This window comes from Streptomyces sp. NPDC030814 (assembly GCF_055572155.1).
In genome coordinates this window covers 42,436-56,525 of sequence record NZ_JBVIDX010000008.1, presented here as the reverse complement: position 1 = coordinate 56,525, position 14,090 = coordinate 42,436, and the positions used below count along the sequence as shown (strand labels likewise).

Below are 14,090 nucleotides of genomic sequence, written 5' to 3'. Positions count from 1 at the left end.
CTTCGACGCACTCGTACCGAACAACAACTCCTGAAAAATGTGACCCGGTCGGTCCGGTGCCGACCAGGGAGGCTGGAGCACGGCCGGTGAGCTGCCCCACGTCCTGCTGTACCGGACCGCGCAGTCGCGGCATGGGGCGCGGTGACCCGGGCACCGCTGCCACGCCGGCAGCCGAGGCCAAGGCGGAATTGCCGGCCGGAGTTTCGGCATCGATGGGTGAGTCGTCCCCGGGCGGACACCGGTCGCCAGCGGTTACGGCCCGAGCAACCGGCGGATCGTCGCACGTCCGACTCCCCGGTGTCGTTCCTCAACTCCCGCAGGGTGGGCGGTACTTCCACTGGGGGAAGTACTGACGCCATTCGGCGCGGGTGATCGTCGGGAACACCGTGGCACAGATCCGGGAGGCGGTGCGTTCGGTGTCGGGGTCCCAGAACAGCACGGTCCAGTCCTGGCTGCCGGTGGCCAGGGTGCGGCCGTCGGGGCTGAAGGCGAGGGCGTCCACCGGCTTGGTGTGCGCGTTCAGCAGCACCGGTTCCCGGACCTCGCCGCGGGCTGCCAGACCGTACAGCCGCACCTTCTTGTCGGAGCTGGCGGCGGCCAGTGTCCGGCCGTCCGGGGCGAAGGCGACGGACATGACGCCGTCGGTGTAGCCGGTGAGGCGGTTGCGGGACACTGGGTGGCGGGGGTCGGTGAGGTTCCAGACGCGTACGGTGCGATCCTCGCTGCCGGTGGCCAGGGTGCGGCCGTCGGGGGCGAAGGCGACCGACTTCACCGCGCCGGTGTGTCCGGTGAGAACCGTCAGGCGGGACGGGTGCCGTCGGCCGGTGACGTCCCAGAGGGTGGCGGTCCCGTCCCGGCCGGCCACGGCCAGGGTGCGGCCGTCGGGGGCGAACGCCACGGAGTCGACCGCACCGGTTGCGCGCAGAACGGACAGCGGGCGGGGACGGCGTACGTCCGCCGCGTCCCAGAGGCGTACGGTGCCCTGCTCGCCGCCGGTGGCCAGGATGCGTCCGTCGGGGCTGAACGCGAGCGTGTTGACGGCGCCGACCCGGGCGGGGACCGCGTGCACCGGGCGGGCGCGGCTGCCGTCTGCCGCTTCCACGGCCCACAGCCGCAGGGTGCCGTCGGCACCGGCGCTGGCCAGGGTGCGGCCGTCGTGGCTGAAGACGACCGACTGGACGGGCCCGGTGTGGCCGAGGAGCGGGGGCAGCTCGCGTGGGCGGCGCGTGTCCCCGAGGTTCCACAGTCGCACGGTGCGGTCGTAGCTGGCGCTGGCGAGCAGCCGGCCGTCGGGGCTGAAGGCGAGGGAGCAGAGCGAACTGGTGTGGCCGGTCAGAGCCGGGCCGGGCAGGTCCCACAGGCGGGTGCTCTGGTCCTCGCTGCCACTGGCCAGCGTGCGGCCCCCGGGGCCGAAGGCCAGCGAACCGACGCCGCCGGTGTGCCCCGAGAGCACAGCCGCCGCACGCACGGAACCGGAGCGGCCCACATTCCACCGGCGTACCGTCGCGTCGGTGCCGGCTGTGGCCAGTTGGCGCCCGTCGGGACTGAAGGCAACGGCGTTGACCGCGTCGGTGTGCGTGGCGAGCGTCTGCGTCTGTCGGGGCTTGCGCGGCCGGGTCACGTCCCACAGCCGTACGGTGAAGTCGGCGCCCCCGGTCACCAGTTGACGCCCGTGTGGGGCGAACGCCACCGCGTTCACCCGGCCTGTGTGGCCTGCGCGGCCAAGGTGGCTGAGGGGGCCCGTCCGGTCAGTCTCGCCGTTCCCGTCGGCCTCACCCGTCCCGCCAGGCCCGTCGGCCTCGCTTCTCCGGCCATGTACGGTCGACAGGCGACGCAGTCGCTCGCCCGACATCGCCATCTCCCACAGCCGCGTCGCGCCGTCAGCATGCCCCGTGGACAGTGTCCGCCCGTCGTGGTGGAACGCCACCGCGGTGACGTCGGCGCCCGGGTCCAGCGTGGCGAGGCGGTGCGGCTGACGCGGGTCCGACAGCCGCCACATCCGGATTCCGTCACGGGCGGCTACCGCGAGGGTGCGCCCGCCGGAGCCGGCTGCGAGCGCCGCCCCGAATCCGAAGCCCAACCCGACAACCGGACCGGCGCCGCCCGGCAGCCGCGCCGCGAGTCGAGGCCGTCGTGCGTCACCGATGTCCCACACGGTCACCGTCCCGTGTTCGTCCCCGGCAGCCAGAAGTCGCCCGTCGAGGCTGACGGCAACCGTGCGTACGGTGCCGCCGATGCGCCCCAGCGTGACCGGCCGGGCCGGCCGGTGCGGATCAGGCACCCGCCGCAGTCGCACGGTCCGGTTGGCGTCGCCGGTGACAAGGACGCGGCCGTCGGCGCTGAACGCCACCGCGGTGACGGCGCCCTGTTCGCCGGTCAGCTGGGTGGCGTAAGGAGTGGCGAAGGAGCTGAGCACGCTGCCGCGGGCCTCGGGGGTGGGCGACAGACGGTAAGCGGCCAGGCTCAACTGAGCGGCCAGCGCCGGGTTGACCGTCCGCAGCGCCGCGGCCCGTTCCGCGACCCGTTGGGAACCGGCGACGTCGCGCTGCTGGTCCGCCGCCCGCTGCGCCCGTACGGCGAGAACCGCGGTCGTGGTGGTCAGTACGAGCAGGACGCTCAGCAGCCCCAGGCCCAGGCGCCGGAGCCGGGCCCGGCGCCGCACCGCCGTGTGTTCCGCCGCCTGGGCGGCCAACCCGGCGTCCAGGAACTCCCGCTCCGGCACGGACAACGTCGTTCGGTCGAGCCCGGCGGCCAGGGCGAGGCGGGTGCCGCGGTAGAGCGCGCCTGGTTCCCGTCCCAGCGCCTCCCAGGTCTGGGCGGCGTCGGTGAGGCGGCGTGCGGTCCGGGTGGCGTCGCGGTCCTCGGTGAGCCAGCCGTGCAGGCGGGGCCAGCATCGGATCAGCGCCTCATGGGCCAGCTCCACCCGCTCGTGGTCCAGGGTCAGCAGCCGTGCGCCCGCCGCCGCTTCCAGTACGACACGGACTTCGCCGACGCCGTCGTCGCTGTCGTCGGGCCCGGCCAGCCCGGCCAGCTCCTCCAGGCGGGCCGGTCGCCGGGTGTCCTCCGTGCCGTCCCCGAGTGCGGTCAGCCGTACGAACACCTGCCGGGCCAGCTTCTGCCGTCCCGCGTCCAGCCCCTGGTAGAACTCCTCGGCGGTGCGCGCGAGGGCGCCCTCCAGGCCGCCCGCCGCCTCGAACGCGTCCAGTGTCAGCGCGTTGCCCCGTCGACGCCGCCAGGTCTGCAGCAGCGCGTGCGACAGCAGCGGCAGCACGCCCGCCTGGCCGCGCGCCTGCGCGATGAGCGTCGCCAGCAGCGCACCCTCGACGGTCAGCCCGGCCCGCTGCGCGGGCTGCACCACGGCACGGCGCAGTTCGTCCAGGCTCATCGGCCCGACGGGCACCTGTGCGTCGCGGATCGCCTCCACCAGGGACGCGTGGCGGGTGCAGTGCGCGTAGAAGTCGGCGCGTACGCCCAAGGCGACGCGACCTCGGACGTCGGCGTCCGAGGTGACGGAGACGAGGGCCTCGATGAAGAGGTCCCGCTCGGCCGGGTCCTGGCAGAGCGTGAAGGTTTCCTCGAACTGGTCGACGACCAGGACCAGTTCGCGGTCGCGGTCGCGGTCGCGGTCGCCGTCGCGGTCGCCGTCGCGTTCGCCGCGTGCCGAGCCGGAGCGGGCGGTGACCTGTCGCATCACGCGGCCCAGGTTCCTCGGGTCCTCCCTCAACTCCCTGTACAGGGCACCGGGGCTGAGGCCCGCCATCGCGCCCAGCCGCACGGCGCACTCTTCCAAGGGTCGTGCCCCCGGCGTCAGTACGATCACCGTCCTCGACGCGGCGGCCTCAAGGCGCGGCACCAGCCCAGCCCGCAACAGCGACGACTTGCCCGACCCCGACGCCCCGATCACCATCACGAACCGCTGCCGCTCCAGCCGCCCGACCAGTTCCTCCAGCAGCCGTTCCCGCCCGAAGAACCATGCGGTGTCCTGCTCCCGGAAGGACCGCAGCCCCGTGTACGGCGGAACCAGGCCGTCCTCGACCCCCGGCCCGGACTCCGGATACGCCTCGCCCAGAAGCTCCGCGGCCTCCTGCCAGCGTTTCCGCCACTCGTCGACGTCCCCGTCACAGGCGCGCACGTAAGCCAGAGTCACCGCCAGTGTCGGCAGCCGCTGCCCGGAGGCGGCGGAGGACAGGGTCGAAATCGAATAGTGAGCCTGCTCCGCCAGCCTCCGGTACGGCGGATTCCCCGCCTTCTGCCTCAACTGCCGTAACCCCGACGCAAATTCGAACAGCGGACCGTCCCCAGTGATCAGCGGTCGTTCCCTGCGCGGCATCGCCGCACCTCCCCGATGGCCCCCCGCAGCTCCCCGCGGCTCCCCGATACCCCCGTGCCACACCCTGTACTGCGGCATCGCATTTTTTCAGGACTTGTTTGTTCGGCACCAGGCTTCGAACTCGAACAACCCCGAACCCGCTAAACCTGAAGCCGATGGGGGCCGCACGTGTGACGACCGGACACCGTCCGACACGCCCCGCGCATCAGAGGTCGTACCGGGATGGACCACAGCGAGTACGCCGCTTGCCGACCCGGTTCCTGAGGGGGAAAGAAGTGAGCAAAGCGATTCAGGGGAAGGGTTTTTGGGCGGAAGCGGGGGATCGCGTGGTGAACAGGTCGGTGTTGCGCCTGGGGTCGATGGAGGATCTGAGAGTTTCCGTGGGCCGACAGCCTCTGCCCACGGTGATCTCGCTCTTGGCCGACGCCCTCGGCGCGGCGGACCAGGGCGTGCCGCCGGGGTGGCGGTCGGCGGCACGGGTCGCGTGTCCGAGCAACACGGCGCAGGCGCTCGGCCCGGCGTGCGAGAGCGATGGGCTGTGGCTGCCGGACTGTATGTCGCCACTCCCGCTCGACACGAACACCGTGCCCGAGCAGCTCGACCGGATGGCCGCGGCCACACCGGCGCAATTGGCCGCTGAGGTGACCGAGCGCTTTCCGGACGGTGTTCCGCCCGCTTGGCGGCGCGTACTCGAAAAGCCCGCGCCGTTCGTCCACTGCTATATCGAGGCGACGGCGAGAATCTGGGCGGCGTTCGCGCCGGTGTGGCGACGGGCGCGGCACCTTCTCGACCTCGAGGCGGAACGCATCGGCGTCGCCACGGTCACAGGAGCGCTGGACCCCGCACTCGCGACGCTGGGGCCGGGCGTCCGCCGCACCCGTGAGGGGCTGTCCCTGCCGGGCCGCGGCACGGGCCGGGACACGATGGAACTGCCCGACCACAGGCTTCTGCTCGTTCCCCTGGTGTCCGGTACCACGGCCTCCGTGATCGCCCTGGGCCGGCAGGGCCCGAGCTGGATCGGCTATCCCTTACCGGGGCTGCGGGAGCTGGCCTCCGGTGCCGTCACCACGAACCGCCGTACTCTCGACCCTCTGGAGGAGGTTCTCGGCGGCATGCGCGCCAGGCTCATGCGTCTCGCACACCGGGGCATGACCATGGGGGAGTTGAGCTCCCTGCTGTGCTGTGCGCCGGGAGCGACGACGCATCACTGCAAGGTGCTCGAAGCGGCGGGGCTCGTCCGGCGCAAGCGCCAGGGGCAGCAGGTGCGGCTGCTGCTGACACGGCGCGGTGAACGTCTGCTCGGCGTCCTCGCGTCATGAGTTGCCCAGTGATGACGCTCATGACAACGTGGCCGCCGTTCCGCCGCGGTGCCCCTGCCCGGTGCGGCCCCGCCCACGGCGGCCGTGCTGGTATGCCTCCGCCTGGAGCCGGAACAGCCGGGCGTAGGTGCCGCCCGCCGCCGTCAGCTCGTCGTGGTTGCCGTGCTCGATGACCCGGCCGGACTCCATGACGTAGATACGGTCGGCGTCCCGGACGTTGGAGAACCGGTGGGAGATCACCAGCACCGCCCGGCCGGCGAACAGGCTGCGGATACGGCCGAAGAGGTCGGCTTCCGCCTGTGGGTCGAGGGAGGCCGTCGGTTCGTCCAGGATGAGGAGGGGCGAGTCCCGGTAGAAGGCGCGAGCCAGCGCCAGCCGTTGCCACTGGCCCAGCGAAAGATCGGCCCCGCCGCTGAACTCCTTGCTCAGGACGGTGTCGTAACCCGACGGCAGCCCCTGGATGATGCCGCCCGCCCCGGCGTCGGCCGCCGCACGGTCTACGGCGTCCGGATCGACGGGCACGTCGGGGCGGCCGAAGGCGATGTTGTCCCGTGCGGGAAGTTTGAAGCGGACGAAGTCCTGGAAGACCATCGCGGTCGCGGCCAGCCGCTCCCCGGGCCGGGATGCGCCACGTCCGTTCCACAGCAGGGATCCGCCGTCGGGGGCGTAGAGCCCGGCGAGGATTTTCGCCAGGGTCGTCTTGCCTGAGCCGTTCGCGCCCACGACGGCGACCAATTCACCGGCGGCCAGCTCGATCGACACGTCGTGCAGCGCCGCTCCGGTGGAGCCGGGGTAGGTGAAGGAGAGCTTCTGGGCGCTCACGGAGAAGAAGGCCGGCCTCTCCGGCGTCCCCGACATCTCCGCTGTCTCCGCCCCGGGCCGCTCCGCGGGGATGATCGCAGAGCAGCGGCTCCCGCCCGCCACGACGGTGTGCTCACGGCCGGTGTCGTCCTGGTCCCGTGGGTACGTCCTGTCTCTTGTGGGGGTGCGGACGCCATCCCGCGTGAAGGTGCGGATGTCCTGCACATACACTGCGGCGGCACCGATGTTGTTGAAGAGGTAGCCGAGCATCTGCACGCGGGTGGCGAGCATGAGCAACGCCGCCAGGGCGGCCAGCGCGGTGGGAACGGCCATGCCGCCACTGCGCACCGTCCACCACATGGTGCCGATGACGGCGACGAAGACGACATCGCCGATGAGCCGAGCGAGCACCTTTCGACGAGTGTGACGACGCTGCACCTCGGTGGTGCCGGCAATCTCCTCGGCGTATCGGCTGTCCCAGCGTCCGCGCAGGGTGTCCCCGAGATTCAGGGCACGGATCTCCTTGGCCGCGTCCTGTCCGACCAGGAGCTGTTCGAGGTACTCACGCGCCCGGCGGCCTTCCGCGAGCCGTCCGTGCAGGCGGTGGTCGGCGTCGCGTTCGTCGCGGGCAGCCCTGAGCACGGGCAGCACGGCCAGGAACGTGAACGGGAGCAGCCACCAGGTCATCACGGCGAACGCGGCTCCCACGGCGGCCATGCTCAGCAGCGCCTGTAACGCGCCGATGAGGGCCGTCACCACCATCACCGGCTGGAACCGGGACGCGAAGACAGCCCGCTTCAGGCCGTCGTGGAACGCGGGCTCCTCGAACCGGGCGAGGTCCGACCGTGCCGCGCTTTTCAGCACCGCGGACATGATGTGCCGGTCGACCTTCACCGTCAGCACCCGCTGCCAGCCGCTCGCGACCGTACGCAGGACGCCGCCGACGGACGTGAGGGCCACCAACCCGCAGAGGGCGAGGACCAGTCCGTCCCCGGACGGCCCGCCCGAACCCGCGGACAGGGAAGCCGCTCCCAGCGTGCTCCGTAGGACCAGTACCAGCGCGGCCAGTCCCGCCGCTGTCAGCAGTTGTACGGCGATGATGCCCGTCAGCCGGCGGCGGTCCGCCTGCCATGCCATACGCACCATGTACGCGCTGGCCCGCATCAGGTCGGCGGCGCTGATCCGTACGGTGTCTCCGGGCTCGTCGTCGGCTCCCTCCTGTGGCCCTACCGGTGCTCCCTCATGGCGCTCCGGGCCGGCTTCTGCCATCGGTCAGGTCCTTTCCGAGCCGGCCGCCCGCGGGGCGGAGGACGTGGCGCAGGCCGCCAGCCACGCCTCGTGCTCCCGTGTCACGGTCTGGAGGCTTTCGCGGTGACGGAAGTTGTGTCCCTCGTGCGGCAGGAGAGCGAGCCGGGCCCGCCCGCCGTTGGCGACGACGGCCCGGTACAGGGCCACCGCCTGATCCGGCGGAGTGGCCAGGTTGGTGTCGTCGAGGCCGTGCACGAGCAGGACCGGCCGCTTCAGGCGGTCGGCGAAGTCGAGAGCGCTGAACGCGCGGTAGAGCTCGGGGACCTGCCAGTAGGTCCGCCTCTCGTACTGGAAGCCCTCCGGAGTCAGCGTGCGGTTGTAGCAGCCGCTGTGGGCTATGGCGCCCGCCAGCCCCGGGCAGTGGCCGAGCGCGTACAGGGCGACCGTGGCGGCGAAGCTGTGGCCGCCGACCACGACGGGCTCCTCCGGCGAGGTCTGTTCTCGTATCTTCGTCATCGACTGGTCGACCGCGTGAACGATCTGCTGCCGGACATCGGCGGGCACGGCGTCGGACGGCCAGGTGAGGGGGAGATCCAGTAACCAGCCGGACGTCCGCAGCGCGGAGACGTCGGCGTGCGGATTCGTGCCCGCCGGATCGACTGTGCTCCGGCGTACCTGGATCCACAGCAGTCGCGCTGCCGCGCCGGCGTTCCGGGCCGGGTCGTCGACGCGGGTCAGCCGGGCAGCGTGCCCGCCCGGCGGCGGGGACAGGACGAGAGTGGGGGACACCGTTCGCGCGCGCGTGCGGGGAGGAGGCACACACAGCCGGGGCAGGATGGTTCCGCTCACCGGACGGAGGCGATCTCCGCGCAGTTCGTGGTGGTCGAAGCGCCCCGCCCGGTGCGTCAAGAGGTGGGAAACGCCGTCCTCGGTTGTCGTCCAGACGGAATCGAGGGGACCGTCCTCACCTGCGGGCGGTGGTTGGACGGTGACGACGGCCTCCGGCTCACCGTGAGCCAGCCGGAGGAATCCGGCCCGGCCGCCCTGGACACAGGTGAGGACGACGCCTGCGGCGTCGCGTGCGGCGGTCGGCGTGCCAAGTCTGTCGAGTGCTCCGGGCAGCGCCACTCGGAGATCGTCCTCACCGCTGCGCAGCCGCAGCGAAGTGCGGTGGCGGCTCACGACGGCCGTCTCGGTGCCCACCGTCAGGCAGTGCCACCAAAGGGGCGGGTCGTCCTCCTCGTGGGTGATCCCCGGCCCGGTGGCCGGGTGTTGTCCCTCGGCATCGTGCGGTGGGCGCAACTCGACAGCGGTGCCGCCCTCGACGGTTCTGCTCGACGCGGTGGTTTCGCCGACCCCGGTGACCCAGCGTGCGGTGGCCGGTACCGGCGACCATGAACCGCTGTCGGTCCGCAGCACGGCGCGGGACCAGTCGAGTCCGTCGCCGGATCCCGGTGAGTGCTCAGCCGCCCCGTCATCGGCCGCGGTGGCGTGCTCCACCAGAACCGCCCGTCCACCAGGCGCGGGGTCGAGGACGCCCACGAGCAGCGGTGGGGTCAGCGAACGCAGTGCTCCGGTGACCGGGTCGAGGACGGACACCGAGGCACCGGCCAGGCGCAGGAGTTCGGCCAGGCCGGGGACGAAAGCGACATGTCCCGGCCCGGTGGCCTCGAACACCACCGGTCTCCCCACCTCGTCATGGTTGCCCTCGGCCGCCCGCTCGGGTCCGCTCGCCACGGGGGCGGGACGCGTCAGCAGGGTCAGCCGTCCGTCCTGGCACCACGAGAGGGCCGGCCGGCCCGGTCGGCGGCAGGCCAGGGAGAGCGCGGCCCGTACCCGCCGGTGGACGGTCAGGCGACGGGCGGTGTAGTCGGCGATCCACGGGTGCAGGTGGTCGTCCCGTTGGGCGAGGCCTGCTACGAGGGGCAGTTCCGGGTGCCAGGTGATCCCCGCCGACAGGAGGGGGCGCAGCGGCAGCCGCCACGGGTGGGACAGCGCGGAGCCGCCGAGCACCACGCCCGCGTGCCGGGCGCGGGCCGGTGCGACACCGGTCAGAGCGGGGTCGACCGGCAGGTCCCGCCAGTAGACGGTCCGTGGGTTGTGGTCGGCCACGGAGGGCAGCTCGGCGGCGCTGAGCACGGCCCAGGCGGACAGGTCGGGCCGGAAGTGCACGGTTTCCCGTTCGGATGTGCGGGGCCCGGCGGACACGGCGGCCCCGGGGGGTTCAGGCGGCATGTGGTACGTCCGGTCCGGTGATGACGACGGTGTCGATCAGGGCCTTGACCGCCCCGATCCCGGAGACGGGTGCGCAGACGGGGCCGCCCGTCGCGTCGACCGGCATCGCGCACGGCACCGACATGTCCGTCATCCCGGGCGGAAGTTCGCTGCCACTGCTGACCACGGTCATGCTCACGCGGTCCTGGCGCACCGGCTCCATCGCACCGATCAGCTGCTTGAGCGCCCGGCACGCGGGGCAGTCGTCCGACACGTAGAGCTGTACGCCGGCCACCGCTTCCCCGCAGTGCTCCATGATCTCTTCCGCTCTGGCCCGCCGCCGGTCGGTCAGGAGCACGGCGGCCGCCGTCGTCACGGCCGCCAGTGCCGCGGCTGCCCCGCGCAGGCGCGGGCGGGCGGGCAGGTCAGCGGTGAGCAGAGCCGCCGCCACCGTACCGCCCAGGGCGTTGGCGCCGACATGTGCTCGGCCCACGGTCGCCAGCCGGGCGGCGCCGAAGCAGGCGCAGCGCTGTCCGGCCAGGGACTGCGCCACAGCGGTCAGCGTGCCGTAGGTGAGCACGGCGGCGGCGGGGGCCGCGCGGCCGGGCAGCAGGACGAGCGCGGTCGCCGCCGCCAGTTCGGCGCCGCCTGTGAGACGGGGCCCGTGCGGGGCGCGCAGGGGCCCGGTCCGGTAGGGCCATGCCAGCCGGGACGCGGGTGTGAGGAGTTTCGCGGCGCCGCCGACGAGCAGCGGTCCGGCCAGCGCGGCCAGCGCCGCCTGCGGGAGTCGGGAGGACATGGAACCTCACTTCACTTCGTCTGTGACGACGAGCCATTGGGATCGCAGAAGGTCAGAGGCCACCCGGTGTACGTCCGTGTCGTCGGGGCCGGGGTGTTCCCCGGACAGCAGGCGCTTGATCACCGTCGCGTCCTGCTCGGTGCACTCGACGAGAGCCAAGGTCTTCTCGTTCATCAGGACGGCGCCCCCGAACGGCAGTTGGGTGAGCCGTACTCCGGGACCGAGGGCGATACGGCTGGAGGAGGGAGCATTGGCGGAGGTGGTCATCGTGGTCAGCCCTTCAGCCATCGGTCGATCCACAGCAGTCGCAGCAGCGGCAGGGCGTGGTCCGCGCGATCGGGGCCCCCGTTGAGGAGTCCGATCACCGCGTCGGCGTCGATCAGTCCCATGTCCGCGAGGGCGCTTTCCCGCTGCAGTTCGATGACGATCTTGGCGCTCTCGCTGTGCAGATAGGCCGCCGCCGCGAGCCTGAGGTCGAACGAGGACGAGGCGCGCCGCAGTCCGCGGACCCGGTGGCGGGCGACCGCCGCGGCCATCGGCCGGTTGTTGCGCAACAGCCCCCGGGAGATACGGCCGAGTCGTTCGGGCGACAGGGCCTGAACCGCACCCAGCACGGCCGGGTCGAGAGCGGGAAGGAACGGACCGCCCCGGGGCACCCGTTCGGCCAGGCCGGCGTCGGCGCGGCCCAGAAGAGGGCCCAGCAGATCCAGATGGTCCTTCCAGACGGACAGCGATGCCTGCTGGACCGTCTGCAGGGCGACCCGGCCCTTCTGGGTCAGCACGGGGAGGTCCCGCCTCCCCAGCGGAGGCGGCGGCGGAGGCCCGTCGGGAGCCTGGTGGTCGTCAGGGGGGCCCTGGCCGGGCCGGTCGCTGCGCACCACGCCCTGCTCCAGCAGGTCCGCCGCCTCCCGCAGGGAAGGCAGGACGCCGGAGAGATGGAAGGGTTCGCAGGTCAGCAGCCGCCAGTCGCGGGTGCCCCGGCCGACGTCGGGCAGCTTGGCGCCGGCGAGGTCTTCCAGGAGCACGGCCGACGCCAGGGGCCGCCCCGCCGCCTCGGTCAGAGCGACGGCCAGCCTGCGGGGCAATTCCACGTCGGGCAGCGTGGGCGTCAGTCCGCCCAGGGGAGCCCGGTGGTGGTCCAGCAGGTCGAACACGTCGACCGCTGTGCGCGAGACGGACAGCCCGGGTATGGCGGCCGGGGCCGGGCGGTGGCCGGGTAGGCCCAGGTCCGCGTGGAGCAGTCGTGGTCGGTGGCCGGCGGCCAGGGCGGCGACCGCGAGGAAGGCAGAGGACAGGCCTCCGCCGTAGGCGATGGCGTAGTCGTCGGGTGCGGCGCTCAAGGAGTCCGCGACCGCCCCGAGCAAGTCGGCCGGTCCGTCGGGCAGAGTGGGGCGCCGGCGGGAGACGACGACACCCCCCGGGCCTACGCGCACGGTTGTGCCCAACGCGAGTCGGCGTACCCCCGGCAGGGGAGTGGCGTCCGGCGGCGGGGCCAGTCCGTGGATCAGCGCGAGGAGCGTGCCCGGTTCGGGCAGGAGCCGGCCGGAAGCCGGTGCAGGCAGGTTCCGGTCGGATCCATCGGCGAGATCGACCGGATTCTCGCTCCACTCCAGCCGTCCCAGGCCGACGCGGTAGTACACGTCTCCGGCCCCGAGCCCGGCCCGTCCCAGGGTGAAGCCCTCGGGGCTCACGACCGCGGTCACACCGGCCGCCGCAGGGGTCTGCCGGGGCGGGGCGCAACGGACGGCGCCGTGCCCGTCCGAGGTGACGACGTTCAGCACGGCAGTCCCCTTCCCCCGGTCCGCAGCACCTCGGTGTACTCCTCTCGGACGGGCAGTGAGGTGCTCACCACGGCCCCACCGCACTGCACCCAGGCGTAGAAGCCCCCGGCCGCCACGACCGGGGCCGTTTCCCGTCCGAGGTGGAACGAGGCCGGGTACCCGAGAACGTTCAGACCGGCAGTGACGAACAACGCGTCCTCGACCGGGTCGAGAAAACCCATGAACAGTCTCTCGGCCACTCGCAACCTGGCCACCGCGAACGGCGCACCGCGTGATGGATCACCGAACTTCTTGCGCACAGGCGGCCATTCGAGTTCGTATGTGCCGCCGTCCCTCCGGGCGGACTCCACGAATTCCTGTGCCGTGCGAGCCGCTCTCCAGAGTCTCAGCATTTCGTTGCCCCCAGACTGCCGCGCTGTTCGAGGAGGGTTGTCGTCCCTCGGATCGACCCGCTCCGTCGGGGCGTGGGGGCGCCGGTTGTGCACACCCATCGCCCCGACGGGCTTCACTCACCTGCCGGTTGTCAGCTCTGCAGGTAGCAGTGGAACCACTCGCAGATCAGACCGTGGCAGCACTGGGAGTCCCACAGGCAGTCCCCGTACCGCGGAACGCAGGCCTCTTCGACCGCCGTCGCCTCTGCGTGCAAGTGCTGCTGAAGCCCATTCCCGGCGAGCCGCTCGGACAGTGACGTCACAGGCATGACATCCCCCAACTCCGGATCATCGGCCGACCATTCGGACGACCTACTGAAATTGACGAAATCATGCTCCCGGAAAGCCTTCAAGTCCCTTTTGGGGATTCTTCGGAGCTGCAGAGAAAGGCTTTTTTCTCAAGCATTTCAAAGGACTTGGAAAGACGCCCGACGCGGTTTCGCCCCCCAGAGCGCTTGCGGGGTCCGACGGCCGACCTGGCGCCGGTGTTGGCCGATCGGGGTCCGAGGAGGGGCAGCGGCCGCTCCAGCGGGGCCGCTGATGAGAGATCCGACTACCACCTCTCCAGGTCAGGCCTCACGGTCCGGCGACCGCCGCTCATCGGCCTCCAACTCGTTCGCCCTTGCCCTGCTCCTTCCTCGCGGGGCTCCGGGCGCTCCCACCGGTGTGCAGGACTTGCCGGCCCGGTGTGGTCGCGGACCCGTTGGCCGCGTCGCTGACTTCGGCCGGGCCGACGTGGCAAAGAAAATGGTCGCCTTCGCCGGGGGCGGCTGACGGCCGCCATCTGCAGCACGTGGTGCCTCCCCCGCGGCCTCGGCTGCGGTGCGCAGGGTGCCTTCGGGCTCGGGCCCTTCTCAACCTCGTTCGCAACGGACCCGAAGCTGGATGGTCCTGAGGGAACTGTGGACACATCGGGCTGAAGTCTTCTAGCCTGTCGGCAGACCATCACGGTCGTCGATGTGACCCGACAGCGCGGTAGCCATCGACTTCTACTGTTTCCGAGCCGTTGCCCCTGCTCGGCGTAGTGGCCTGCTGAAGCACACCCAGTGCTGTGACCGGAAAGGTTCACCGGACCGCTCGCGGCTGCCCGGTGCCGAAGGCACCTCCCACGCCGTTCAGGCAGTGAGGGAGCATCGCAAGGCGGAGTATCACCGCGTACTGGATGTA

9 protein-coding genes are annotated in these 14,090 nt (G+C 72.0%); 1 reads left to right on the top strand and 8 read right to left on the bottom strand.

The annotated features are described in order from the left end of the window. Positions 1–307 precede the first annotated feature (307 nt). A complete protein-coding gene (locus ACZ43N_RS18710) occupies positions 308–4,147 on the bottom strand; it encodes an nSTAND1 domain-containing NTPase (RefSeq protein WP_468098699.1) in 3,840 nt (1,279 codons plus the stop codon). 563 nt (positions 4,148–4,710) lie between these two features. Here ACZ43N_RS18710 and ACZ43N_RS18705 point away from each other — a divergent pair. Further along, complete coding sequence (locus ACZ43N_RS18705) at positions 4,711–5,649, top strand: ArsR/SmtB family transcription factor (RefSeq protein ID WP_468098697.1); 939 nt, start codon at positions 4,711–4,713, stop codon at positions 5,647–5,649. An 18-nt stretch (positions 5,650–5,667) separates the two neighbouring features. Here the strand turns inward: ACZ43N_RS18705 and ACZ43N_RS18700 are convergent, their stop codons facing one another. The 7 genes from ACZ43N_RS18700 to ACZ43N_RS18670 form a co-directional block, all read right to left on the bottom strand. Further along, entirely contained in the window at positions 5,668–6,507 is an 840-nt protein-coding gene (locus ACZ43N_RS18700) for an ATP-binding cassette domain-containing protein (RefSeq protein WP_468099046.1), read from the bottom strand. Positions 6,508–7,722: 1,215 nt separating this feature from the next. Continuing rightward, entirely contained in the window at positions 7,723–9,870 is a 2,148-nt protein-coding gene (locus tag ACZ43N_RS18695) for an alpha/beta hydrolase family protein (protein WP_468098695.1), read from the bottom strand. 52 nt (positions 9,871–9,922) lie between these two features. Further along, positions 9,923–10,711 carry a hypothetical protein gene (locus ACZ43N_RS18690; RefSeq protein WP_468098694.1) on the bottom strand — a complete coding sequence of 263 codons (789 nt, stop codon included), beginning with the start codon at positions 10,709–10,711 and terminating at the stop codon, positions 9,923–9,925. 6 nt (positions 10,712–10,717) lie between these two features. Then, a complete protein-coding gene (gene adfB, locus ACZ43N_RS18685; protein ID WP_468098692.1) occupies positions 10,718–10,999 on the bottom strand; it encodes an actinodefensin-associated protein B in 282 nt (93 codons plus the stop codon). Continuing rightward, a complete protein-coding gene (locus ACZ43N_RS18680) occupies positions 10,984–12,492 on the bottom strand; it encodes a hypothetical protein (protein ID WP_468098690.1) in 1,509 nt (502 codons plus the stop codon). Before ACZ43N_RS18680 ends, adfB begins: the two co-directional genes overlap by 16 nt. Next, positions 12,486–12,842 carry a hypothetical protein gene (locus ACZ43N_RS18675; RefSeq protein WP_468098689.1) on the bottom strand — a complete coding sequence of 119 codons (357 nt, stop codon included), beginning with the start codon at positions 12,840–12,842 and terminating at the stop codon, positions 12,486–12,488. The genes ACZ43N_RS18680 and ACZ43N_RS18675 overlap by 7 nt, the downstream gene beginning before the upstream one ends. Positions 12,843–13,015: 173 nt before the next feature. Beyond that, positions 13,016–13,192, bottom strand: a complete 177-nt coding sequence (locus ACZ43N_RS18670; RefSeq protein WP_468098687.1) for a hypothetical protein — start codon at positions 13,190–13,192, stop codon at positions 13,016–13,018. Between the last annotated feature and the right edge of the window lie 898 nt (positions 13,193–14,090).